This is a genomic window from Natronincola peptidivorans, from assembly GCF_900111615.1.
Lineage (GTDB): Bacteria > Bacillota > Clostridia > Peptostreptococcales > Natronincolaceae > Natronincola_A > Natronincola_A peptidivorans.
In genome coordinates, this window is record NZ_FOHU01000009.1 from 26,328 (window position 1) to 48,788 (window position 22,461).

The 22,461-nt window shown below is 37.0% G+C and carries 18 protein-coding genes and 1 riboswitch; of the genes, 1 reads left to right on the plus strand and 17 read right to left on the minus strand.

Going from position 1 to position 22,461, the window contains the following annotated elements:
* Positions 1 to 280 precede the first annotated feature (280 nt).
* The 15 genes from BMX10_RS10580 to BMX10_RS10650 all read right to left on the minus strand — a co-directional run bounded on the left by BMX10_RS10580 (position 281) and on the right by BMX10_RS10650 (position 18,209).
* Positions 281 to 1,141 (minus strand): 2-oxoacid:ferredoxin oxidoreductase subunit beta, encoded by an 861-nt coding sequence (locus BMX10_RS10580; RefSeq protein WP_090443620.1) that lies wholly within the window; start codon positions 1,139 to 1,141, stop codon positions 281 to 283.
* Positions 1,138 to 2,847, minus strand: a complete 1,710-nt coding sequence (locus BMX10_RS10585; RefSeq protein ID WP_090443623.1) for a 2-oxoacid:acceptor oxidoreductase subunit alpha — start codon at positions 2,845 to 2,847, stop codon at positions 1,138 to 1,140. The genes BMX10_RS10580 and BMX10_RS10585 overlap by 4 nt, the downstream gene beginning before the upstream one ends.
* A 102-nt stretch (positions 2,848 to 2,949) precedes the next feature.
* On the minus strand, positions 2,950 to 3,384 hold the full coding sequence (locus BMX10_RS10590) for a hypothetical protein (RefSeq protein ID WP_090443625.1): 435 nt from the start codon (positions 3,382 to 3,384) through the stop codon (positions 2,950 to 2,952).
* Positions 3,374 to 3,982: a CbiM family transporter gene (locus BMX10_RS10595; protein WP_170834777.1), complete on the minus strand. Its 609-nt coding sequence runs from the start codon at positions 3,980 to 3,982 to the stop codon at positions 3,374 to 3,376. Before BMX10_RS10595 ends, BMX10_RS10590 begins: the two co-directional genes overlap by 11 nt.
* Positions 3,983 to 4,221: 239 nt before the next feature.
* Complete coding sequence (locus tag BMX10_RS10600; RefSeq protein ID WP_090443631.1) at positions 4,222 to 4,575, minus strand: cupin domain-containing protein; 354 nt, start codon at positions 4,573 to 4,575, stop codon at positions 4,222 to 4,224.
* A 174-nt stretch (positions 4,576 to 4,749) separates the two neighbouring features.
* A complete protein-coding gene (locus BMX10_RS10605; RefSeq protein ID WP_090443634.1) occupies positions 4,750 to 5,049 on the minus strand; it encodes a DUF2325 domain-containing protein in 300 nt (99 codons plus the stop codon).
* A gap of 560 nt (positions 5,050 to 5,609) precedes the next feature.
* Complete coding sequence (locus BMX10_RS10610) at positions 5,610 to 6,389, minus strand: TIGR03943 family putative permease subunit (protein WP_090443636.1); 780 nt, start codon at positions 6,387 to 6,389, stop codon at positions 5,610 to 5,612.
* Positions 6,390 to 6,675: 286 nt separating this feature from the next.
* Positions 6,676 to 7,095: an acyl-CoA thioesterase gene (locus BMX10_RS10615; RefSeq protein ID WP_090443639.1), complete on the minus strand. Its 420-nt coding sequence runs from the start codon at positions 7,093 to 7,095 to the stop codon at positions 6,676 to 6,678.
* 211 nt (positions 7,096 to 7,306) lie between these two features.
* A complete protein-coding gene (locus BMX10_RS10620; protein WP_090443642.1) occupies positions 7,307 to 9,298 on the minus strand; it encodes a methyl-accepting chemotaxis protein in 1,992 nt (663 codons plus the stop codon).
* A gap of 286 nt (positions 9,299 to 9,584) precedes the next feature.
* On the minus strand, positions 9,585 to 10,427 hold the full coding sequence (locus tag BMX10_RS10625) for a universal stress protein (RefSeq protein ID WP_090443645.1): 843 nt from the start codon (positions 10,425 to 10,427) through the stop codon (positions 9,585 to 9,587).
* A gap of 69 nt (positions 10,428 to 10,496) precedes the next feature.
* The gene (locus BMX10_RS10630) at positions 10,497 to 11,705 is read right to left on the minus strand and encodes a cation:proton antiporter (RefSeq protein ID WP_090443648.1); all 1,209 of its coding nucleotides are present in this window, start codon (positions 11,703 to 11,705) and stop codon (positions 10,497 to 10,499) included.
* A gap of 75 nt (positions 11,706 to 11,780) precedes the next feature.
* Positions 11,781 to 11,863, minus strand: a riboswitch (Fluoride riboswitch).
* Between the two features lie 45 nt (positions 11,864 to 11,908).
* Positions 11,909 to 13,099, minus strand: coding sequence for a cation:proton antiporter (locus tag BMX10_RS10635; protein WP_090443651.1), 1,191 nt, complete (start codon positions 13,097 to 13,099; stop codon positions 11,909 to 11,911).
* Between the two features lie 157 nt (positions 13,100 to 13,256).
* The gene (locus tag BMX10_RS10640; protein WP_090443654.1) at positions 13,257 to 13,850 is read right to left on the minus strand and encodes a TetR/AcrR family transcriptional regulator; all 594 of its coding nucleotides are present in this window, start codon (positions 13,848 to 13,850) and stop codon (positions 13,257 to 13,259) included.
* Positions 13,851 to 13,865: 15 nt separating this feature from the next.
* Positions 13,866 to 16,991, minus strand: a complete 3,126-nt coding sequence (locus BMX10_RS10645; protein ID WP_090443657.1) for an efflux RND transporter permease subunit — start codon at positions 16,989 to 16,991, stop codon at positions 13,866 to 13,868.
* Positions 16,992 to 16,994: 3 nt separating this feature from the next.
* Entirely contained in the window at positions 16,995 to 18,209 is a 1,215-nt protein-coding gene (locus BMX10_RS10650) for an efflux RND transporter periplasmic adaptor subunit (protein ID WP_090443660.1), read from the minus strand.
* A 412-nt stretch (positions 18,210 to 18,621) separates the two neighbouring features.
* Between BMX10_RS10650 and BMX10_RS10655 the strand changes: the two genes are divergently transcribed.
* Positions 18,622 to 20,022: a L,D-transpeptidase gene (locus BMX10_RS10655; RefSeq protein ID WP_090443663.1), complete on the plus strand. Its 1,401-nt coding sequence runs from the start codon at positions 18,622 to 18,624 to the stop codon at positions 20,020 to 20,022.
* A 68-nt stretch (positions 20,023 to 20,090) separates the two neighbouring features.
* On the opposite strand, the gene BMX10_RS10660 is transcribed toward BMX10_RS10655, so the two are convergent.
* The gene (locus tag BMX10_RS10660; protein WP_090443666.1) at positions 20,091 to 20,780 is read right to left on the minus strand and encodes a response regulator transcription factor; all 690 of its coding nucleotides are present in this window, start codon (positions 20,778 to 20,780) and stop codon (positions 20,091 to 20,093) included.
* Positions 20,777 to 22,249, minus strand: a complete 1,473-nt coding sequence (locus BMX10_RS10665; protein ID WP_090443669.1) for a HAMP domain-containing sensor histidine kinase — start codon at positions 22,247 to 22,249, stop codon at positions 20,777 to 20,779. The genes BMX10_RS10660 and BMX10_RS10665 overlap by 4 nt, the downstream gene beginning before the upstream one ends.
* Positions 22,250 to 22,461 lie beyond the last annotated feature (212 nt).

The window sequence follows — 22,461 nt, forward strand, 5'->3', positions numbered from 1 at the left end:
ATCTATGCAAATCCATATTCTTTTCCATCCTTTAAAAAATTCTTATGATCATTCTTCTTCTGTTAAGTTAAATGCATATATCCCTGAAAAAACCATAGCTAAACTATAGCTATAGTTATATAATTATAAATGCATTATGATTTGGTTTTAATAATTTTTTCTGTAATATTTATTAAAGGGGATTCTATATCAATCCATATTTTTCCTTCTTTTTACTAAAGAAAATATCAAAATATTTCCAGAATAAAAAGGCTCCAATTTAAACTAGGAGCCTTTCTATTTATTGAAACTGTTTCATTAAATACTGAAATTCTTCTTCTGGTATATTCAATTCTTGTTGTGCTAAAGATGTTTCTTTGATGGTATGCTGACTGGGGTTTTCCACATGAGTATTTTGATAGATTAATCCCTTACATAAGCCATCCGTCTCTATCAGCTTACTCATAGCCTGTTGTAGGTTGTTTACATCATAATCCTTATCTTCTTCTATATCCTTGAGATTTTCTCTATACCATTGATAGGTGTTGGTTTTGTTAAAGGTTATACAAGGACTAAATACATTGATAAAGGAAAACCCTTGATGCTGAATACCCTTTATAATCAAATCAATCATTTGATCCTGATCTCCTGAGAAGCTTTGAGCTAGATAGGTGACACCCGCTGCTAATGATATAATCCCAGGTTTTAATGGTAGATCTGCAGCACCTGCTGGTGTACTTTTAGTAACAAATCCTATTTCGCTTAAGGGAGAGGTATGACCCTTTGTCAAACCATAGACTTGATTGTTCAGGACAATATAGGTTATGTTTAGGTTTCTTCGCATGGCATGAAGGGTATGATTGGTTCCTATAGCAAAGCCGTCCCCATCTCCTCCAACAGCAATGACAGCTAAATCTTTATTGGCAAGCTTTACCCCCTGTGCAAAGGGAAGTATTCTTCCATGAATACCATGGAAACTATAGGAGTGCATATAACCAGATAATCTTCCTGAGCAGCCTATTCCAGAGGCTACTACCAGCTGTTCATTTGGGATTCTCAGTTGATCCGCAGCCACCTGGATACCTCTCAGGATAGAAAAATGACCGCAGCCGGGGCACCAATTAGGCTGGATGTTGTTGCTATATTTTTTTACTGGATTCATGCTTCCATACCTCCTATCTTTTCTATAATTTCTGTGATAGTAAAGGGGGTTCCATCATATTTTGTAAAGGCTTCTATTTTATCTGACTTTCCTATCTTTTCCTTCAATATAGCAGTTAACTGCTGACTAAAGTTATTTTCTATTACTATTATCTTTTTGTATTTCTCAAAAGTGCATGATAGTTCTTCTGCTGGCAGAGGCTTCAGCATTCTGATACTTCCAAAATCTACTTTGTTTCCACTAGCCTCTACAGCCTCTTTTAATACCCCAAAGGTTGAGCCTATTGCTATAAATAAAAAATCCGAATCATTTTCTATGACCTTTAGAGTATTTTCCTTTTTTAGGAGTTCCATCTTTCTAAAACGCTTTTCCATCATTTGCTTTCTAATCTCGCTATCTTCTGTTGGCAAACCATTTTCAGTATGCTCTACATTAGTAACATGGTGAATCCCGTTTTTCATTCCTGGTATACTTCTGGGAGAAATACCCTCTTCTGTGAGGGTGAAACGCTTATATTTTCCATCTACAATGCTTTCTAAATCTTTTTCCTTTAGTAAAGAACCTCTATCTATCTTGATTTTTTCATAGTCTAAGGGATCAATGGTTTGGGGTGATAAGGACAACATGAGATCCGATACTAGAATTACAGGGCATTGATATTTTTCTGCAAGATTAAAGGCCCTCCCTGTATCCTCAAAGCATTCCTCTACAGTGGAGGGTGTCAAAATAATCGCAGGATAATCTCCATGACCTCCATAGTAAAGGGTAAATAAATCACTTTGCTCATGCTTCGTAGGCATTCCGGTACTGGGTCCTACCCTTTGACAGTCTACTATCACCACAGGTATTTCTGCCATCCCTGCCATGCCAATGCCTTCAGTCATTAATGAAATCCCCGGTCCTGAGGTTGCCGTCATACTTCTCACCCCTGCATACCCAGCTCCCATAGCCATGTTAATGGCAGCAATTTCATCCTCCACCTGCAGCATACTACCTCCATACTTTGGAAATACAGCTCCAAGGAATTCCATGATTTCCGATGCTGGTGTGATGGGATATGCCGCCATAAAACGACACCCAGCCATTAAAGCCCCTAGAGCAATAGCTTCATTTCCTATCATGACAGGTCTAGAAATTTTCTTCATTGGAGAAGCTAAAGACTTTCTTATCCTCTCATGAATGCCCTCTTCATAGATTAATGCTTCTTCTAAAACCGCCATATTATCACTTTGAATTTTTTCTCCCTTATGACCGAACCTATTGTCAAGAAAGTTACCTAAGATCTCCGATGGTATATCCAAAACTTTTCCTAAAAAGGCAAGTGCAGCAGTGGTTTTCATGATGGGAGATCCTTTCCTTTTAGCAATCTCCGTCATAGGCAATGCCTCAGCATTTTCTGTTTCTTCTATAGTAAGCAGATTATCATATAGTATGATGCCATCTTCCTTTAATTCTTCTCTATAACAAGCTATCGTATCTTTATCTAATGCTAAGATGATGTCTATCTTGTCCTCCACAGCTGTTATTTTTCTAGTACTGATGGTTACTTGAATGTTTGTATTTCCTCCCTTGATTCTTGAGGAAAATCTTCTACTTCCAAATCCATAATAGCCTAATCTTGATAGTATTTTAATAAGATCTACCCCTGTGCTGACAATCCCTTCTCCTTGAATACCCCCAATAACAATGGTTAATGAATCCTTCATAGCTTCACCCTTTACTAAAGTAATTTTTTTCCTATTATATATTAATACCAAAAGAGGATTTTTATAATCAAAAATTAAAGCCTATCAATATCATGATAGACTTTAAAGCTTTTCTGTAGAAATTTTTCTTTTATTTTTACCTATAAAATAGGTTACTGCTGCTACTATTAAAAGTATAGCAACTCCTAATGCCGCCCTCATCCAAAGGGGTGCTCCATACCAGAAGTCCATTTGCCCCTGTCGCCAACGGGCTTGATGACCTAATCCATCCTCCGCTATCACTATTGAAATATTAAGATTTTCAGGAACTCTTAAATAGCCATCCTTATCCGTTTTTCCTTCAAAAACCAGCTGATTTTCTTCATTATATATCCTTACCTCCACCATACCTGCAAAGGTGCCGTTATCATATTTTACCTGAACAGCCTCCTCTCCTATGACTTCTATCAGCATTCTATGGGCAAAAACTGTGGTACTGGAGCTTAACACAAAAATTAATACCATCATTATGATTATCCATCTTCTTTTATCCTTCATAGACATATCCTTTCTGCAGCTTAACCATACTAATCACTAAGACTGCTGTTAATACTGCCTCCCCCATAATTACTGGTAAATGCACCACAAATAGTGTGCCCACTACCTCTATTGGAAATCCTGAAAGAAGTAGTGTAAATGCCCCCAGCAACACCTTGATGATGGTAGCTGCTCCTCCTGCCAACAGGGCAAAAATTCCTCGATAATATGAAGATTTAGCGTATCTCTTATGTAAGGAAAAGACATAGTATCCCATTAAGGCGGCTGTTCCAAAGTGTAGGATATTTACCCCTAGGGTTGTATAGCCTCCATGGTGAAAAAGAATCATCTGTAAAAAGAGAGCTATGCTGACAGCATAGAAGGATAAAGGTCCAAGTAATACACCCGCCAAACCCACTAAAGAAAAGTGGACACTGGTCATCCCCACTGGAATATAAATAAGGGATGCTACAAAAAGTGCTGCTGTCACTAGGCTGATTTTAGGAATATCTTCTATTGTCAGCTTATGCCTTCTATGGGTGATACTGCACATACCCACAGACACTATGTAGCCAATAGCAGATATATGTCCTGGTACAATTCCATCTGGTAGATGCATATACCTTATTCCTCCTTTTAAGTCTTTTCCTTTTCTTGTAATATCCTTAAGTAAAGAGAAAACCATGAAATTGCTACCTTAAGCAGCCTTCATGGTTCTCGATGTTTCATGATAACTAGTCTCATTCTATAAGTATACCAAATTTTCTATCCATATGATAATTTTTTAGATATTTTTTTATATCCAAGCAGCTATTACTGCCTTATGCTAATCTTTCTCTTTATACGGTTTATTATCATCTACAGCTGATACTGTGGCTTTACAACAACTAAGAACATCTTGAATTTCTCTATTGCATCCAAAGCATGTGGAATATTAGCCGGCATCACGACCACTTCTCCTGCTGATGCAATGATTTTTTCTTCTCCAATGGTGATTTCTGCCTTACCATCTAGTACATGAACCAATGCATCGCCTGCTGCGGAGTGAGCGCTGATTCCTTCTCCTTTATCAAAGGCAAATAGGGTGATACTTAAGTCACTTCTTTGTGCCAAAGTTCTACTTACTACCCTGCCTTCTTCATAGTCAACCAATCCTGCCATTGTTAGAGCTTCAGAGAATGGGATGTTTTTGATTAATGTGTTCTTTTCCATTATAATACCTCCTCTTATTTTTCTATAGTGTTTTCATCATTTTTGTCAATGATACTTCTTATATTGATTATTCTATACTAATGACCGGTAAAATAATGTAACCTATGTCACATAATCATTATTTTTTTTTAAAAGGCTTTATTCAATAATCTACCACTAATTAGAACCATCCTATTAGCTTTTATTAAACTTACATCCACTACAGTTGTTTAGCTGTCTTACTAAATCACTACAGGCCCTTCTAGAATAAACACATGGTATATTGTTTTGTTTCGCCTTTTCCTTTACAATTTTGGTGATGTTATGTTCAATAAAGTCATAAAAAACAATAATCATGTCCGTTTCTATGGGTATGTCTAGGTTTCTCATTCCTTTTTTCCTGCCTGTCCAATGAGTGTAATCCTGAATGCCGTATTCCTTTAATGTGGTTGGTATATTCCCCAATCGATCTGCTCCAATCAACAATGCCTTCATATGTAAAAACCTCCTTTACAATCTCTTAAATTGATAATGATAATTGTTATCATTATTATAATGGATATTTTTACCCTTGTCAATCTTTTATCTCTTTTTTTTAAAATGTTTTGATAATAGTTATCATTTATGGTATATTTAAAGCATTACAGATTTGTTTCTATTTAAAGACATATACTTTATACAAAGAGAGGTGTTACAATGAAGGAGATAAAAAACAGGCTTTTAGGCGTTGGCTCTATATTTAGTGCTTTTCTTGCCACCCTGTGTTGAATTGGCCCAGTGTTTTTAATGTCACTCGGGTTAAGTGGCATCGGATTATCCTATCTATCTTTTCTTGCACCATATCAAGTCTATTTCAGAGTTTTTGCTGTTGGTTCCTTAATGTATTCTCATTATCGTTTAGCAACCCGCCCAGTAAGCAAAGCAACAGAGATTTTCATTTGGGTAGTTACAGTGGTCGTGGTATTATCTTTATTATCCCCTATCATCCTAAGATTTTTAGTATACAATTAAAAGCCTCAGACTTACTGAGGCTTTTCTTGTGTTCATTTGATAATTTAATCGTCTTCATTGTCAGCTGGATATACATAAACCACTGCAGGCCTTTCTATTTCTTTTATTTCTTCTACTCTTATGATAGGAGCTACATACTCCTGATCTAACCACACATCATAAAAGTCGGTTTTATCAATTACTCCTTCTACTTCTACCCATTGGAATTCTTCAAAGTCTTGAATACCTTCCCATTCTGCCAGCAATCCTACCACCAATGTATCAGCTGCACAACATACCATCAGCATTCTTGCTACTACAAAGTGATGATCTGGATAACTCTCCTGTCTATCGATAAAACCTGCTATCCTTACCCTTTGTCCTAGATAATCATCTGTATTGTTCCTAATATCCTGTAAGACTTCATCAAAAACCTCTGCTTTAATCTCTAATAATCCTTCTTTCTTATGGCTTAATGATGCATCAATAGTTTTTCCCAAAGAACCATTTTCATTGACACTCTGGGTATTTGCAATTGTAACCCCTTTTTTAACTGCCTCTTCTTCATTTAATCCTTTAGGAGATAGAACAGCTGCTATTATCAAAGGCACTATAAGTATAAAAAAACCTATTTTTATTTTCTGATTAGGCCTTTTTCTAGTAATGTTTCTAATTTGAAGTATTGTTAGCAGAATAAATACAATAAGGGATGCTATAACAAATTGATTCATTCTTACATATACAAAATTTAGAACCTTTCCTGTCAACAGCATATGATAAATAATGTAGCTAATGGCTGCCATTATGCCAAGCCAAATTACTTCTTTGATATTTATTTTCTTCATCGATATCACTCCTATAATCTTGATCAGTTAATGGAAAAGGCAAATCCTAAACAGCTGTAATTTGTGTATTTATAGCCAGATAAGCTTTTCCTTGTCTTTCAACTACAGTATTGAAAGCCTTCCCCCTTTCTTCTGTCACTTTCTTATTGGTTTTGAATCTCTCAAATTTTTTGCTCATGTGATAATTATACTATTTTTGAAAGTCATTGCAATAGTATTAATAAATCATTGTATTATCTACTAAAAAACAGATTTCCATTGTTTCATGAAAATCTGCTTCTAAAAACTATCTTAGTTTTTTTGCTTCTTCAATGAGGGCAGCTTCTTCCTCATTTGATGGTTGAGGTTTTTCTAGGTTGTGAGGCATTTTATTACCATTTTCATCTACTACAACGAAGGTGATAAATCCATCGAGGAGTACGCGGTCATCATTTTCTCTGGTTGCCTTGCCATAGACTGTAATGCTGGTGGTACCTGTGGTAACTACCTTGCTTCTGAGGGTTATAATATCTCCTTTATTCATTGGAGCAGAAAATCTCATCCCATGTATTTTTACACATACAATACTTTCTGTTTTACCATATTTACTTGCTGCGGCTACAAAACATGCCTCTGTAAACCATTCTGCCATTCTTCCAGCAAATAGTGTTCCATGATGATTTAGGTCCTCACCCTTTACTAAATGTGCTACTTTGTAAGATTTCATCCTATTTTCCTCCTCTATTGTTTGGTATATGGATGTAAATATATGTTTCCTATTATATAACCTATCTTTATGCTATTACAATAGTTATTTGTAAATACTCTGTAAAAACTTTGCTATAATCATAGAAAAAGACAATAATCCTTAAAGATTATTATAGATAAGCAATTTTGAGTCTAAATAAATAATACACAGGAAGTACAGTTCCATGATTTTATAGTTTAAATTTTTGTATTTCCTGTTGAAGCCTTTCTGCCAAGTCTGCTAAGGCTTCAGTTGAGGAGGCAATTTCTTGCATAGAAGCTGTTTGCTCTTCGGTTGCCGCTGAAACATTTTGAATTTCTGATGCAACAGTTTTAGTTGTATTTTCTATGGCATTAGCGGATGTCACCATGTCCTGACTTCCCTTTGCTACTTCCTGGACAGCAGCAGATATGCCTTCCATTTGATTGTTAACCTGATTGATTAGGTTGGCGATGCTGTCAAAGGTTTTTTCTGTGCTTTCAACAATGCTGATTCCTTCTTCCACGGTTTTAGCATTTTCATTCATAATCAAGTTTGCGTCCTGTATGCTGGTTTGATTTTCTTGAATCAGTTGATTGATATCTTGGGTAGCTCTTTGAGATTCCTCTGCCAGCTTTCTAACCTCTTCTGCTACAACTGCAAAGCCTCTGCCCTGTTCTCCAGCCCTAGCTGCTTCAATAGCTGCATTTAAAGCTAATAGATTGGTTTGCTCTGCAATACCTCGGATTAGTCTTACAATTTCATTCATTTTGTCAGAGCTGCTGGTAATATCTAATAAGGCGCCCTTCACTTTATCAGTGCTGTCATTGATTTGACTCATTTGTAGATTTACTTTATGTATCTCATCTTTCCCAATATTAGCTTGTTGCAGCGTGTCATTGCTCATCTGATTTATCTCCTGCATATTGCTGGAAACCTCCTCCATACTGGCGGAGATTTCTGATATCACAGAAGTGGTATTGATGACTTCATTTAATTGATGGTTCATGTTTTCAGCTACCTCTCCAGCTGAAATGGCCACATGCTCCGCCGCTGAAGCCGATTGTTGGGAGGTTGAGGTAAGCTGTTGTGAGGATGCTGCCACCTGCTGTGATGATTCAGCTACGCTAGTGATAGTTTGCCTCATACTCTCCACTACTGACTGAAATGCAGTGGCTAAGATACCTATTTCATCCTTTCTTTGCAAAAGTTTCTTCGATAGATTATTGCTAATGTCTAAGCTTGCAATCTCCTTAGCTGCAGTAGCAATTGATGTAATAGGCTGCACTAAAGCCCTGCTTACTAAGAAAACCAGTAATATTCCTATTGCTAAAATAATAATGGTAGAAAGAATAAATGCTCTTTGTAACTCACTCAAACCAGCTAATGCTTCATCTCTAAAGGAGCCAACTGCAATATACCAGTTGGTTCCTACTACAGAGGAAGTCCCCATATAGATATTATTCCCTCTAAAATGATATTCTCCTACATTGATTCTGTCTTCAATGGTACCGCTTAATAATGCCGCTAGTGCTATGTATTCCTCATTTGTCTTAGCTTCTTCTATAAAATTTATTTGATTTATTATCAGATCCCTGTCTCTATGGGCGATGATTGTTCCTTCTCCATCAATCATATAGGCATAACCAGTTTCTCCAAATGTAATATCATTGGTGATCCTGCTTAGAAATGTATCATCTGTAATTCCAACAAGTACTCCTATGATTCTGGCATTCTCATTATATATAGGACTAGCAAAGATAATGCTTATACTATTGTCTGCTCGATTTACAAGAACTTCAGAGACATTACTTTTCCCTGTAAGAGCTTCCTGAAAATAACCTCTGTCTCCTATATGGGTCTCTGTACCATCGTTCAGACGGAGCGATCCATTGGTTGCAGCTACACCCATAAGGGCAAATTCCAATCTATTTATTTCTCCCTGTATTAAAGATAATTGAGTATCCCAGTCCATACTTATGATATCAGTATTTTTTGTCATGGTGTCTAATACATCTATATTTGCTTGTATACTTCTTTCTACTAGTTTCCCAGCATCATAAGCTTTCTCTGGCAATGCTCTTTCTACCTCCTGCAATAATGCATTTGCAGAAGTCTGATATGCAATCCCCCCTAAGGCTGCGCTTACCACCAACAATAACCCAGAAAAAATAACAATCAGCTTTGTCCCTATTTTCTTCATATACCTTCCCCCTTGTCTTTGTGTGTATTGATTTCATTATCTATTTTAATTTATGCTTGTTTATGTTATGCAAGCTCCCTCTCCTTCTCTATATTTAAGAAAAAGTGTTGTAGAATTTCGTGAAATTTTGCTTTATCATGTTTTATATATACGTTCTTTACCTTTACTTTAAACAATTATTAGTTAAAAAGTCCTATTGTTTAAACCTCTTGATTTTTCTTCATAAAAAGAAACCATCACCTGATACCTAAAAGCGATGGTTTTTCTACATATTTCTTTTATCTATTTATTTGGCATAGGGAATAAAAAGTACTGGTTCCTTTGAGGCTCTTAACACTGACTCCGCTGTGCTTCCTAATAACAAAGATGGAATAAAGCTTTCTCCTGTCATACCCATTACAATTAGTTCAACGCCTTTATCATTAGCAACCTTTACTATATTTTTAGATGCAATTCCTTCTTCAATAAGAAACTCAATTTCACTACCAGAGTCATAAAAATCCTCTCCTAGTTCTACTAGTCTGCCAAGGTAGTTTTCTTTCATTTTATTGACTTCTTCCTGTGTTTCTCCCTTTTCTACTACTGTTAATAATACCAGTCCTTTAATGTGATTTTGATGGTCCTTCAATCTTTCAATCATATAGGTGGAACAGGTGGAAAAGTCTATAGGACATAGTATTTTTTCAAATTCTTTCGTCTCCCATATTGCTTCATTGTTTGTTTCATAATGTTTTACTATAAAGACAGGTATCTTACTGGTTCTAGCCACATTAAAGGCGGTGCTTCCAGCGATAACCTGTTTAAAAACACCTTTCCCAATGGCTCCCATCAAAAGCATGGATACCTCTTCTTCTTCCGCTATTTTTACAATATGTACAGAGGGTATCCCGGTTTCAATTCTGCTTTTCACCTGTATACTTTTTGCTTCTAATCTAGCCTCCAATTCTGTTAAGCCCCTTTTTGCTTCCTTGATTAATTGTGGTCTATCTTTTTCAATAGTATTTCTATCTACCACATGAAGTAACACAGCTTCCTTTAATCCCATAGCACTTAGTTTTTCTGCCCAATTCAACAGCAATTCAGTAGTTATGGAAAAATCTATTGGGATTAATACTCTTTCCCACAACATATTCTTCCCTTCTTTCTTTAATGAGCTTTTTGTTTTTTCTCATTTAATTATATTGCTGTTATTATCATATCATGATATTTCATTTATTTGTAGACTTCTTTCTTCTGTTAGGATTTTTTCTGCTGAAAGTTTGATTCCAATAGCTCCTAAAGGTGCCGTTATTAATATAGCCAGCACTGCTATTGTTAGGATTAAATCTCCTGAAGCTACTCCATTTGCTAAAGGAACCCCTGCAATAGCAGCTTGAACAGTTGCTTTTGGTACATAGGCAATGGTGCAGAATACCTTTTCTTTTGTATTTAGGCCTGTTCCTAATAGAGATAAAAATACCCCAAAGCTTCTAGCCATTAAACCAATCGTAACGATGGTTAGTCCCACCCAGCCTGCATCAGCCGCTAGATATATGTTTACTTGGGTTCCCACCAATACAAATAACATTATTTCTGCAAAAACCCATATCTTTTTTAAGGTGCCTGAAAGTTGATTGGCTATACTTGGGCTTTTCTCAAGGATAATGAATCCTATAAGCATCACAGCTAATAATGTTGCTATTGGAACTATGTCCTGTAGCACATCCTCTAGCTTTGTCAGCATGATGGCTGAACCCAACACCAATAAAATTTTTTTAGTGTTCTCTATATGAAAATGGTTAAAGAGAAAGAGTAATCCCATACTCAATATAATCCCCAATGCTGCTCCTATCCCAATAGATATGGGTATATCAAACATCTGTCTAAAAAGACTAACGTTTTTCCCACCATACATACCTAACAGTGCAGAAAAGATAGTAATAGACACTACTGCTTCTATAGATACCCCTGCTAATATTCTTGTTGGAATTCCTTTGGCTTCTCCCATTTTCCTTTCAATAAAGGAAAGCATCTGGGGTACAACAACAGTAGGGGAAACTGCTGCCAATATAAATCCAAGCATACCGGCTTCTAATCTAGAAATCGATAAAAGTCTACTGGCTACAAACATAATGGTTACCCCTTCAAATATCGCTGGAATAAAGCATAAACCAAATGCCGATACTCCTACTTTACTCAAGGCCTCTCTTTTAATACCTAGGCCTGCTCTAATCAAAATAACCAATAGAGCTATTTTTCTGATATCACTAGAAATATTTAATAAGCTTTCATCAATCCAGTCCAATCCATAGGGTCCTATCAGAATGCCTGCAATTAACATCCCTAACAAACCTGGTAGTTTTAGTTTCCTAAATATTTTATTAAGTAACAAACCACTCAAAACAATTAATGCCAAACTAAATGCCATCCTACAACTCCTCCTATTCTTTTTAAAAATATAATGTTGAAAACACAAAAAACCCCTATAAAACAATGTTTAAATTGTCTTACAGGAGTCATTAACCGAGCTTTTGAATAAATATTTAAAGTCAGTGCTTGAGGGCGAACTCCATCGCCTACACTATTAATTTATCTAAGATTATACCATAAGCTTTTTGACCTTGCAACACCTTACTGGATGTCATCTACTGTTAACCATCTTTCTCTCGTGATTTTTATCCCTAGAGAACCTAAAGGGGCGGTTATGATAATGGCTAAGACAGCTATAGCCAACATGCTTTCTCCATTAGGAATGCCTAATGACATAGGAATAGCGCCAATGGCAGCCTGGACAGTTGCTTTGGGTAGAAAGGATAGGATGCAAAATAATTTTTCCTTCCTATTTAAACTAGTTCCTTGCAGTGCAATCAATACTCCTATGCTTCTAGCTAATAACCCTGCAATAATAATAATCAAGCCTACCAGTCCAGAGGCAATAGCAGTGCTGACATTCACCTCTGCACCTACCAATACAAATAGCAATAGCTGTGCAAATACCCAGATTTTATTGAATTTACTACCAATCCGATTGGCTATTTTAGGGTATTTTTCTAGCAAGATAAACCCTGTCATCATCACCCCTAATAAAGCTGCTATTGGTACGATTTCTTGTAATAAATCCTCTGTCCCTGCCAAAATGATAGCTGCTCCCAGCAGCACCAGTACCTTCTCAGTATCCCGCATTGGATACTTTTTAAATATATAGATTAGAAGCATGCCTATTGCTGCTCCCAATACGATCCCCAGTAAAATGGAAACTGGAATGTTAAAGAGCTGCCTTGCTAGATAGATATCTCCTCCTCCATAGAGACCCAAAAATGTAGTAAACAAAGTTATTGCAAAGACATCGTCTACAGAGGCTGCTGCTAGAATAAGAGTAGGAATTCCTTTTTTTTCCCCTAGCTTTTTCTCCTTTAGATCCAGCATTTCTGGAACAATCACAGCGGGAGACACAGCGGCTATAATAAACCCAAGGATTGCTGCTTGCAGCATAGACATATCCAATATAAGACTGGCAACAGCTGTAATAACAAAGCCCTCCAGCAATACGGGAAAAAAACTCATTTTTATGGCTGGACCTCCTACTTTTTTTAGGTCCTGTTTATTTAAGCTTAGTCCTGCCCTTAGAAGAATAATAATCAGGGCAATTTTTCTCAGTTCTGAAGAAATTGCCAACAGATCCTCATCTATCAGGTTAAGGCTGTGGGGACCTATCAGTATCCCCAGCGTCAGCATACCCAGTAATCCCGGAAGATATAATCTATCAAAGGTTTTGTTAAATAATAATCCCAAAAGAATAATCAAAGCTAGACTTAAAGCCATTTTTTTGCCTCTCTTCTTAAGTAATTCTATCCATTACAGCTATATTATTTTCTCTTTAGTACTACTTTATCCTGTAGTAGTTATATAATTGTCCTCATTACCACAAAAAAAGACACCAATCCTTCTACAATAGATTGATGTCTTTTAATTCCATTTTTTATTTGCTATTGCCTATACCCTTAAATACTAGATCAATCAAGGCTGAGGGATCAATATCTTCTGCCTTCTTTTGATCAAAGTAAATCTGTTTTGCATAATTGAGGTTAATTGCTCCCATAATGGTAAGGGCAGCTGTTTCGATATCTATCTCCTGTCTAAACTCTTGGTTTTTTATGCCCCCTTCTATAATTGCTAAAAGGAAATCATGTATTTTTCTTTGTTCCTCTCTTAACCACTGCTTCATCCCTACTGATAAATTATCATATTTAAATCCAGTGGTTTCTGTCATATCAATATGATGCTGCAAAAATTTTCCATGATAGTCTGCAAAAGCAATGAGTTTTTCCCTAGTAGTCTTTTTTCCTGCAGCAATTCCTTTAGCTCCTTCTATATAGACTTCTATCATTCTTCGTATCATTTCCTGAAATAATTCTTTTTTACTGGAAAAGTACTCATAGACAGTCCCCTTTCCAATACCGGCTTTCCTTGCTATCTCTTCCATCTTTGCTTCATGAAAGCCATGTTTAGAAAAAACTTTGAAGGCTGCTTGAATGATTTCAAACTCTCTTTTTTCTTTTAGGTTTATTTTCATTTTTGCCACCTCAATCTACTGACTTTCAATAGTTGTTTCTTTTCTTCCTTTAATTCTGTTCTTTATACCTATTGAAAAATCATCCACTAGGGTATATACAACCGGTATTAGCACCAGCGTCAATAAGGTTGATAGCAATAATCCACCAATAACGACCGTCGCCATAGGAGCTTGGACTTCCGCGCCTTCACCTATGCCAATAGCTAAGGGTAGTAAACCTAAAGCTGTTGTAAGGGTGGTCATTAATATAGGTCTCAGTCTTATAGGCCCCGCAGAAAGAATGGCTTCCCTTCTATCCTTTCCAGCTGCCCTTAGGGTGTTAATATAATCTACCAATACAATGGCATTGTTTACCACGATCCCCGCCAGCATGATAACACCGATCATTGCTGGTACACTGATAGAGCGGTTGGTAATAAATAGACCCAATAGTCCTCCTGAGAAGGCAAGGGGTACTGAAAGTATAATGGTAAAGGGGTGTAGTAAAGATTCAAATTGAGCTGCCAGTACCATGTAAATCAATGCTACCGCCAGAACTAAGGCCAACATTAAATCTGCAATAGCATCATTCAATTCTTGATTCTGGCCTCCAAATTCGTAGAAATATCCCTGCGGTAAATTATAGTTCTTCAACAGAGCATCAATGTCTGCTGTCACACTTCTAAGATCTCTATCCCCTATTTGTCCAGAAACGGTAACCACTCTTTGCTGTCCTTCACGGTTGATGCGGATAGGTCCTCTTTCTACACTTATATCAGCTACTTCCTTCAGGGGAACAATTCCTCCTGTGGCTGTTGCTACCCCTATTTGTTCAAGGTTTTTTATGCTTTCCGTCACCTGACTATCTCCTTTGATGACAACATCGATTTCGTTTCCATCATAGGTATATCTTGTAGCTGTTATTCCTGATGCAGCGTTTCTTATGTTATTAGCTATCTGAGATGTGGTTAGACCATAGGTGGCGGCACGATACTTGTCAATAGTAACCTGCACCTCCGGATTTCCTTCACTAAAGCTGGTGTTTATTTCCCTAGTTCCATCTACCGATTCTGCCAGTCTTTTGAAATCTTCAGCTATTTCCTCTAATCTTTCCAAGCTATCTCCTTTAATGCTGATGTTAATAGGATCTCCGCCTAATCCCATCATCATATTGGCTGATTCAGTAACTCTAAATTCTGCCCCAGGAATATCTCTAATCAACATTCTAATTTCATCAGCAATTTCCTTTGAGCTCCTTCTTCGTTCACTTAATGGAGTAAGAGCTACTGTCACTGTCCCTCTATTGGCACCTCCACCCATCATAGCACCCATTCCTCCACCAGTGATGGAGGAGAACACGATATCTGTTTCTTCAACAGAGGCAATAAGTTCTTCTACCTCTAAAAGCACCTCATTTGTCTGATATAGCTGTGAACCTGCTGGTAAGGATACTCTAACACTTACTTCTCCTTCATCTACAGCAGGGAAAAACTCAGCTCCCACAACAAAGACTGACATCATACTGCCTAGAAACACTAGGATTGCAATTAATACTGTTGTTTTCCTATGACCTAAGCCCCAGTTCAGTATTTTTTTATAACGGTTTTCAACGCTGGTAAATATTCGATCAAAGCTATTGTAGACAAAATCAAATCTTTTGACCTTTCCTTCTTTTCTCTGCCCCTTTGCATGACTGACTCTTAATATTTTAGAGGACAGCATTGGAATCAAGGTTAGGGATACCAGTAAAGAAGCCAATAAAGATAAGGTTACCGTCAAAGCCAATTCCCTAAAAATGGTAGAGGTGATTCCCCCAACAAATACAATAGGGATAAATACTGCTATGGTAGTAAGCGTAGAGGCTGTAACCGCCATAGCTACCTCTGAGGCCCCTGAAATGGCTGCATCTCTTCTGGAAAGTCCTTCTGTTCTTAAACGATAGATATTCTCTAATACAACAATGGCATTGTCCACCAGCATACCCACTCCTAAGGCTAATCCTCCTAGGGTCATTAGGTTTAAGGTAATATCATTAAAATATAATAATATAAAGGTTGCGATCACTGATAAGGGAATAGAAGTCCCTATAATCAGGGTAGTTCTAATATTTCTTAAGAAAAGGTATAGAATTGCTATCGCCAGCAATGCACCAAAAACTGCGTTTTTAAATACATTTTCAATGGCCTCATTGATAAAAATAGATTGGTCAAAGACTGAAGTAATCTCTATATGAGGATAATCCTCCTGCAGTCTTTCTATCTCTCTATGAATTAAATTTGCCACCTGTACTGTATTGGTTCCAGATTGTTTTTGTATGGACATATTAATACTGTCCTGACCATTTGCCCTAGATATGGTATTGATCTCATCTGGCTCCATAACCACTTCTGCTATATCCTGTAGTTTAATAATACCACCTGTTGGTAGTGTTATAGGCATCTCTTGTATTTCTTCTATAGAACGAAACTCCCCCATCGTCCTAATAGCAAGCTCTTCTTCCCCTCTATTTACTGTCCCTCCTGGGAGATTCAAGTTAGATGCTCCTATTAATTGAGCAAGCTGCCCTATGTTTAAACCATAAGCATCCAAGCTTTGTTGATTTACCTTAACCTGTACTTGATTGGTATAGCCCCCTGATATATCTACAGAAGCTACACCTTCCAGTCTTTCAAACCTTGATTTCATGGTATCCTCAGCCAATGTCTGTAGAGCTGCTAGATCTCCACTATTGGTTACGGATAGCTGGATAATGGGAGTAGCATTAGGATCTATTTTCATTACCATTGGCTCCGATGCACCATCTGGCAGCATCCCTTTAATCATATCTACCTTTTCCCGCATTTCCAGAGCAACAAAATCCATATCTGTACCAAAGTCAAATTGAGCAATAACAATGGAGCTGCCCTGAGAGGATATGGAGTTTACGCTTTCAATATTGCTAACAGTAGCTACTGCTCCTTCTATAGGTCTGGTGATTAAATTCTCCATTTCTTGTGGTCCTACACCTGAATAAGAGGTGTTTACAATAGCAACCGGCACTTCTATTTCTGGCAATAAATCCAATGGCAATCGGCTTAAGGAAACAGTTCCTAACAGCACAATGATTAGCATCAGCATGACTATGGATACTGGTCTATTTACTGCTAATTTTGATAAATTCATCTACTACTCACCCCTTACTACTTTCACCATTTGGCCATCTGCTACATAATGCTGACCTCTTGTAATCACCACATCTCCTTCTTCAAGTCCTTCTACTACTTCAACATAAAGACCTATATCTAAACCTAAGGTTACTCTGCGTTCTACAGCTTTGTCCTCTTCTACTAAATAGACAATCATTTCTCTATCTCTATCAAGAACAGCTGACCTTCTTACCACCAGTACATCCTGACGGCTTTCTGTATCTACTGACATAGCCCCGCTCATACCTGGTTTGATGACATGATCCTGATTAGGTATATATACCTTTACTAAATATAATTGCGTTCTTTGATCAACTGCCGGGCTAATATAATCAATGGTTCCCACTACGTCCTCAGATAAGGCAGAAGGAATGCTTACAGACACCTCTTGTTGTTTCTGAAGTCTATTTACCATGTTTTCAGCTACATTTACCTGTAAATATACTTCATCCATGTCCACGATGGTGGCTGCTGGTTGTGCATTGCTAGCTAGCTGTCCTTCTACAACTGTTAAGCTAGTTACTACACCGCTAACAGGTGCCTTTACCAGTGTGTTATCCAGATTGCTTTTTGCTTGTTCATAGCCGCTTTGTGCTTGACTTAATTGATTTAATGCCTGTTGATATCCTATTTCTGCTTGCTTCACCTGCGCTTCTGCTGCATCTAATTGCGTAGTGGAGGCGGCTAGTTCTGCCTGCTCTAGCTGTGTTTTTGGAACAGCTCCTGCCTCATACAGGGCTCTCATTCGCTCTAGGGTTGATAGTGCATCTTCATGTCTTTCCTTTGTAGACTGGTATTGGATTTCAGCTGACTTCATAGCATTTTCTGCTTGGTCTACACCTCTTTCAGCTAAATCTACACTATGGCCTGCCTGTTCAATCCCTCTATTTACATCTTTTTGGTCCATAACAAAGAGCACCTGATCTTTCGTCACATAGTCCCCAAGCTTCACATTAACTCTTGATACAATTCCAGGCATTTGGGGCATCACCATGACTTCTTCATTGGCATAAATTCTACCGTTCAAGGCAGAAGTGTTTGCAATGGTATCCTTGCTAATGGTCTCGATTTCTACCGGTACATAATCCTCCTCAACACCTACTGTTTCTTGTGTTCTATTTCTACTGCCTCCTACTACTATAAGTACCACAATCAATCCAATCACTAATAGACTGGCTGCCACTTTTTTCTTCATTTTTCTTCCTCCTGGATTGAAAATTTTCATTGTCTTGGCAAAATAAACTGACCCACCGGTCGGGTATGACTAAAATAAAAACCAATCTTTCGATTCGCTTTGGACTTCCTACTCTTTTGCTTTATTCATTAAAGTATATTTATTATGCCAAGTTTATTATAACAGTAAAATATAAACTCTAGCTAAACAAATTCTTAAATATTTCTAAACTTAATAAAAAGTCTAGCGTCAGGGGATGGTTCTCTGTCGCCTATTGTACTTCCATTACTGAGTATATCAACTTTAAATAATTGTGTCACGAAAACCATCAGGCTATCACTTTTCACCCATGATTATAAGGTGCATAATATAGAAATTAATTGAGAAAAATATATACTGAAACAAACGATAAAACAATAGATTGGGGATATATATGTATAGAAATAGAAAAACTACTCTAATAATACTACTTATAATAATGGTTACTGTCTCAGGCTGTGCATATCGTAGAGGTGTCCCTCCTGATGAAACGCCTGCTCCAGGGCAACAGTCAAGACTCTCGCCGGACCAGCCCAGGGAGGATCTACTGGCTAAATCTGATCAAGAGGCTGTGGAGGAAAATATTAATGGTTTCAATATTGAAGATGACCTCAGGATTACTGACGCCACAGAGCAGGAGGAAGAAAACAAAATACTGGCTCTTAGTCAGCAGCAAAAAACTCAGGTGATGGGAAACATAGGCTCTAAAAGCACGAATACTGTCCTACATGAATATGACACTCCCCTTCCTGAAGAAATCAATGAAACAATGCAGTATTTTGAATATACCATCTCCTTTGATTATCTTCTTGTAACAGCAGAGGATGGTGCTGAAATTCGAGAAAGTCCAATACCGGATGCTACTGTTGTTGCCGAGGTAGACTATCTTGACAAGGTCTCTCTTCTCCAAAGGGTCGAAGGTGAAGATTTAGAGAACTCAAACATATGGTACAGGGTAGCATTCGAAAATGATACTCAAGTAAAAGAGGGTTACCTTCACTCAACAACAGGTACTCCTAGAAACTTCCGCTTTGACAGAATTCAGGAGGCCATAAATGAGCTAAGACAGCAGGTGGCTGAGGGGCCGTTGCACTTTATTAGTAACTATAAAAATGAAAACGGTGCACCTCCTCAAAAGGGCGATACTGCAGTAGATGAGCATGGATATAGAGTTTATCACAGTGCTCCTGCATATGAGCAAGCAACTACAGATAGCGACTTCCGATATATACCAGATGGCATGCTGGTACGTATACTATCTGAGACGGATGAATTTTATCATGTCAATGTCCCGACTTTTGGCGGAGATTTCTATATACCTAGACAATATATTCATCTAGATGTTACTCTAAATCAGTTGAACCATGTAATCGTAATAGATAGAGATCAGCAGAATCAGGCGGCCTTTGAACTAGAGGAAAATGGCCTCAACCTTGTCTCCTATATCCTATCCACCACAGGGATTCCAGGTGATTTTTCCTTTGAGACCAGTCTTGGCAGCTATAAAGCCATTCACAAAAGGGATCGTTTTGAGTATCTGGAAAGCGGTACATTAGAAATTGCAGGTTATGCACCCTTTGCTATACGGTTTACTGGTGGTGCCTACATCCACGGCGTTCCGGTTGCCTATGAAGAAGAGGATGGAGAGAAGGTTGATCCAGGACTGATAGAATATCTGCACACCATCGGTACGTTCCCTCGCTCCAATATGTGTGTTCGTAATTTTACTAGTCATGCAGAATTTCTCTATAACTGGATGGATAGTGAAAACGGTGCTGTTATTGTTATTGAATAATGTCAAAGGGACAGATGCTTTGGTTGTTATTATCCAGCGCATTATCTGTCCCTTTGTTTGTTTTACTTTTACAGCTCAAACCTATAACCCACACCCCAGATAGTTTCGATGTATTGGGGGTGAGATGGGTCTGTTTCTATTTTTTCTCTTATTTTTCTGATATGAACAGTAACTGTGGAAATATCTCCTTGGGAATCCAAGCCCCATAGTTTCTCAAATAACTCCTCTTTTTTAAATACTCTATTGGGGTTTGAGGCAAGGAATACCAATAGATCAAATTCCTTGGTAGTTAGTATTACTTCTTTTCCATTAATGAAAACTCTCCTAGAGCTTTTATCTATCATAAGTCCTTTTACTTCAATTTCGTCTGAATTTTCCTGTTTATTTCCTGTTAGCCTTTCGTATCTTGAAATATGTGCTTTTACCCTCGCCACTAGCTCGCTTGGACTAAAGGGCTTCGTCATATAATCATCAGCTCCTAGACCTAAACCCCTTATTTTATCTATATCTTCCTTTTTAGCAGAAACCATAAGAATAGGAATATTTTTTTCTCTTCTAATTTGTCTGCATATTTCAAAACCATCAATCTTTGGTAGCATTAAATCTAAAATAATCAAGTCATATTCTTGATTTATAGCCTTTGCTATACCTGTGTCGCCGCTATTTTCTATTTCTACCTTAAATCCGCTTATTTCTAAATAGTCCCGTTCTAATTCTGCAATACTGATATCATCTTCGATAATTAATATTCTTTTCATGCTATATCACCACTCTTACTTTTTTTTAGTGTAAAGAATATACTGGTTCCTTCTCCTTCAACACTCTCCGCCCACATCCTGCCATCATGCTCTTCAATAATCTTTTTTGCTATGGCAAGACCTAAACCACTGCCGCCGGTTAAAGTGTTTCTAGCTGGATCTCCTCTATAAAACCTATCAAATATGAAGGCTATTGTATCTGTTGGAATACCCTGCCCATTGTCTTTGATTTCTACAATCATATCCCCGTTATCTGGTCTAAGAATAATATTTATTATACCCTGAGGCTTATCCATATATTTTACTGCATTTTCAATAATGTTTACAATCACTCTTTTCAGCTGCATTACATCCGCCACTACAAGTGTTGAATCTCCTGCTTTATTATCATAATGTATATCTACACTTTTTTCTTCTAAATCAAATTTTAATTCCTCCAACAGATCTGTAAAGTATTTAGATAAATCGATGGTTTTTAAGTGTAAGGGTAGTTTGTTTAAATCCAACTTGGAAAAAAGAAATAAATCATCTATTAGTCGATCAACATCCTCTGTTTTTGCATAGATGGTATTAATATATTTCTCCATTTTTTCTGGGGTATCTGCAACACCATCTTTTATGCCTTCAACATATCCCTTGATGGTGGTTATGGGGGTTTTTAAGTCGTGGGAGATATTAGAAAATAATTCTTTTCTATTTTCCTCATACTGATGCTGTATATCGATAGAGTTTTTTAGCCTTTTTCTCATTTCCTCAAAGGCTTGAGATAGCTCTCCTATCTCATCTTTTTCATTGATTTTAACCTCAAAATCTAAATCTCCTTCTTTGATTCTATTGGCTGAGTCCTTTAACTTACTTAATGGCTTTACGATACTGCCTGCTACAAGATAGGTTAGGGTTCCATTGGTAATAACAATGATTATTACAATGGTGATCATCAGTGTGTTGATTAACTCTTGGAAGTTCCTTCTCATAGGTTCTATATTTGTAATGATAAATATACTTCCTTCACTTCCATCCGTAAAGTAAAAATCATGTTGGTTTAGTCTTAATCCCTCATCTATATCATCATTGGTAATAGGTACATCATAGACATATTCACCAAACTGCGGCAATTCTTCCGTCTCTGAAATATACTCAAAGACCGATCTACCATAAGTTATTTGGTCTCCTTTTCTTACTATAAATGCAGCATTGAATGTCAGCAGTTTTTCTTCTACATCATTTAAAAATTCTTCTTCTAGAAATTTCTCTGGATTCCTTAGAGAAATCTTCTTTATGTCTGAAAAAAGAACTTCTGTCTTGGTAACTGCCTGTTTCATAGTGTGCACCTTTTCAATGCCAGGATAATTTCTATGAACGTCTTCAATATAGTAAAATCCTGCAAATACCCCTACGATGATGGTTAAGATAATTGGCACCAGCAGTAATGCTATATAGGATAATAATAATCTAAATCGTATAGACATAATAGCCTCCTAATTTATTTGCCTTAAGAATATTATACTTAATTCTATCAAAAACTACATTAGCCTTTATAAAAAGAAAGTTTATACTATGACTTTATTATATATGACCTTTATAAACTACTAATAAAGTATTTCTTAAATTTTTCTAAACTAGAGGTTCTTATATATTTAATCTTTTATTCTTACTATTTTCTTTAGTTTATAAATATTTA

Bases quoted from the DNA above. Each gene is read 5' to 3' on its own strand.
- BMX10_RS10580 (WP_090443620.1), bottom strand. From the start codon at position 1,141: ATGAATCCAGTAAAAAAATATAGCAACAACATCCAGCCTAATTGGTGC.
- BMX10_RS10585 (WP_090443623.1), bottom strand. From the start codon at position 2,847: ATGAAGGATTCATTAACCATTGTTATTGGGGGTATTCAAGGAGAAGGG.
- BMX10_RS10590 (WP_090443625.1), bottom strand. From the start codon at position 3,384: ATGAAGGATAAAAGAAGATGGATAATCATAATGATGGTATTAATTTTT.
- BMX10_RS10595 (WP_170834777.1), bottom strand. From the start codon at position 3,982: ATGCATCTACCAGATGGAATTGTACCAGGACATATATCTGCTATTGGC.
- BMX10_RS10600 (WP_090443631.1), bottom strand. From the start codon at position 4,575: ATGGAAAAGAACACATTAATCAAAAACATCCCATTCTCTGAAGCTCTA.
- BMX10_RS10605 (WP_090443634.1), bottom strand. From the start codon at position 5,049: ATGAAGGCATTGTTGATTGGAGCAGATCGATTGGGGAATATACCAACC.
- BMX10_RS10610 (WP_090443636.1), bottom strand. From the start codon at position 6,389: ATGAAGAAAATAAATATCAAAGAAGTAATTTGGCTTGGCATAATGGCA.
- BMX10_RS10615 (WP_090443639.1), bottom strand. From the start codon at position 7,095: ATGAAATCTTACAAAGTAGCACATTTAGTAAAGGGTGAGGACCTAAAT.
- BMX10_RS10620 (WP_090443642.1), bottom strand. From the start codon at position 9,298: ATGAAGAAAATAGGGACAAAGCTGATTGTTATTTTTTCTGGGTTATTG.
- BMX10_RS10625 (WP_090443645.1), bottom strand. From the start codon at position 10,427: ATGTTGTGGGAAAGAGTATTAATCCCAATAGATTTTTCCATAACTACT.
- BMX10_RS10630 (WP_090443648.1), bottom strand. From the start codon at position 11,705: ATGGCATTTAGTTTGGCATTAATTGTTTTGAGTGGTTTGTTACTTAAT.
- BMX10_RS10635 (WP_090443651.1), bottom strand. From the start codon at position 13,099: ATGGCTTTAAGTCTAGCTTTGATTATTCTTTTGGGATTATTATTTAAC.
- BMX10_RS10640 (WP_090443654.1), bottom strand. From the start codon at position 13,850: ATGAAAATAAACCTAAAAGAAAAAAGAGAGTTTGAAATCATTCAAGCA.
- BMX10_RS10645 (WP_090443657.1), bottom strand. From the start codon at position 16,991: ATGAATTTATCAAAATTAGCAGTAAATAGACCAGTATCCATAGTCATG.
- BMX10_RS10650 (WP_090443660.1), bottom strand. From the start codon at position 18,209: ATGAAGAAAAAAGTGGCAGCCAGTCTATTAGTGATTGGATTGATTGTG.
- BMX10_RS10655 (WP_090443663.1), top strand. From the start codon at position 18,622: ATGTATAGAAATAGAAAAACTACTCTAATAATACTACTTATAATAATG.
- BMX10_RS10660 (WP_090443666.1), bottom strand. From the start codon at position 20,780: ATGAAAAGAATATTAATTATCGAAGATGATATCAGTATTGCAGAATTA.
- BMX10_RS10665 (WP_090443669.1), bottom strand. From the start codon at position 22,249: ATGTCTATACGATTTAGATTATTATTATCCTATATAGCATTACTGCTG.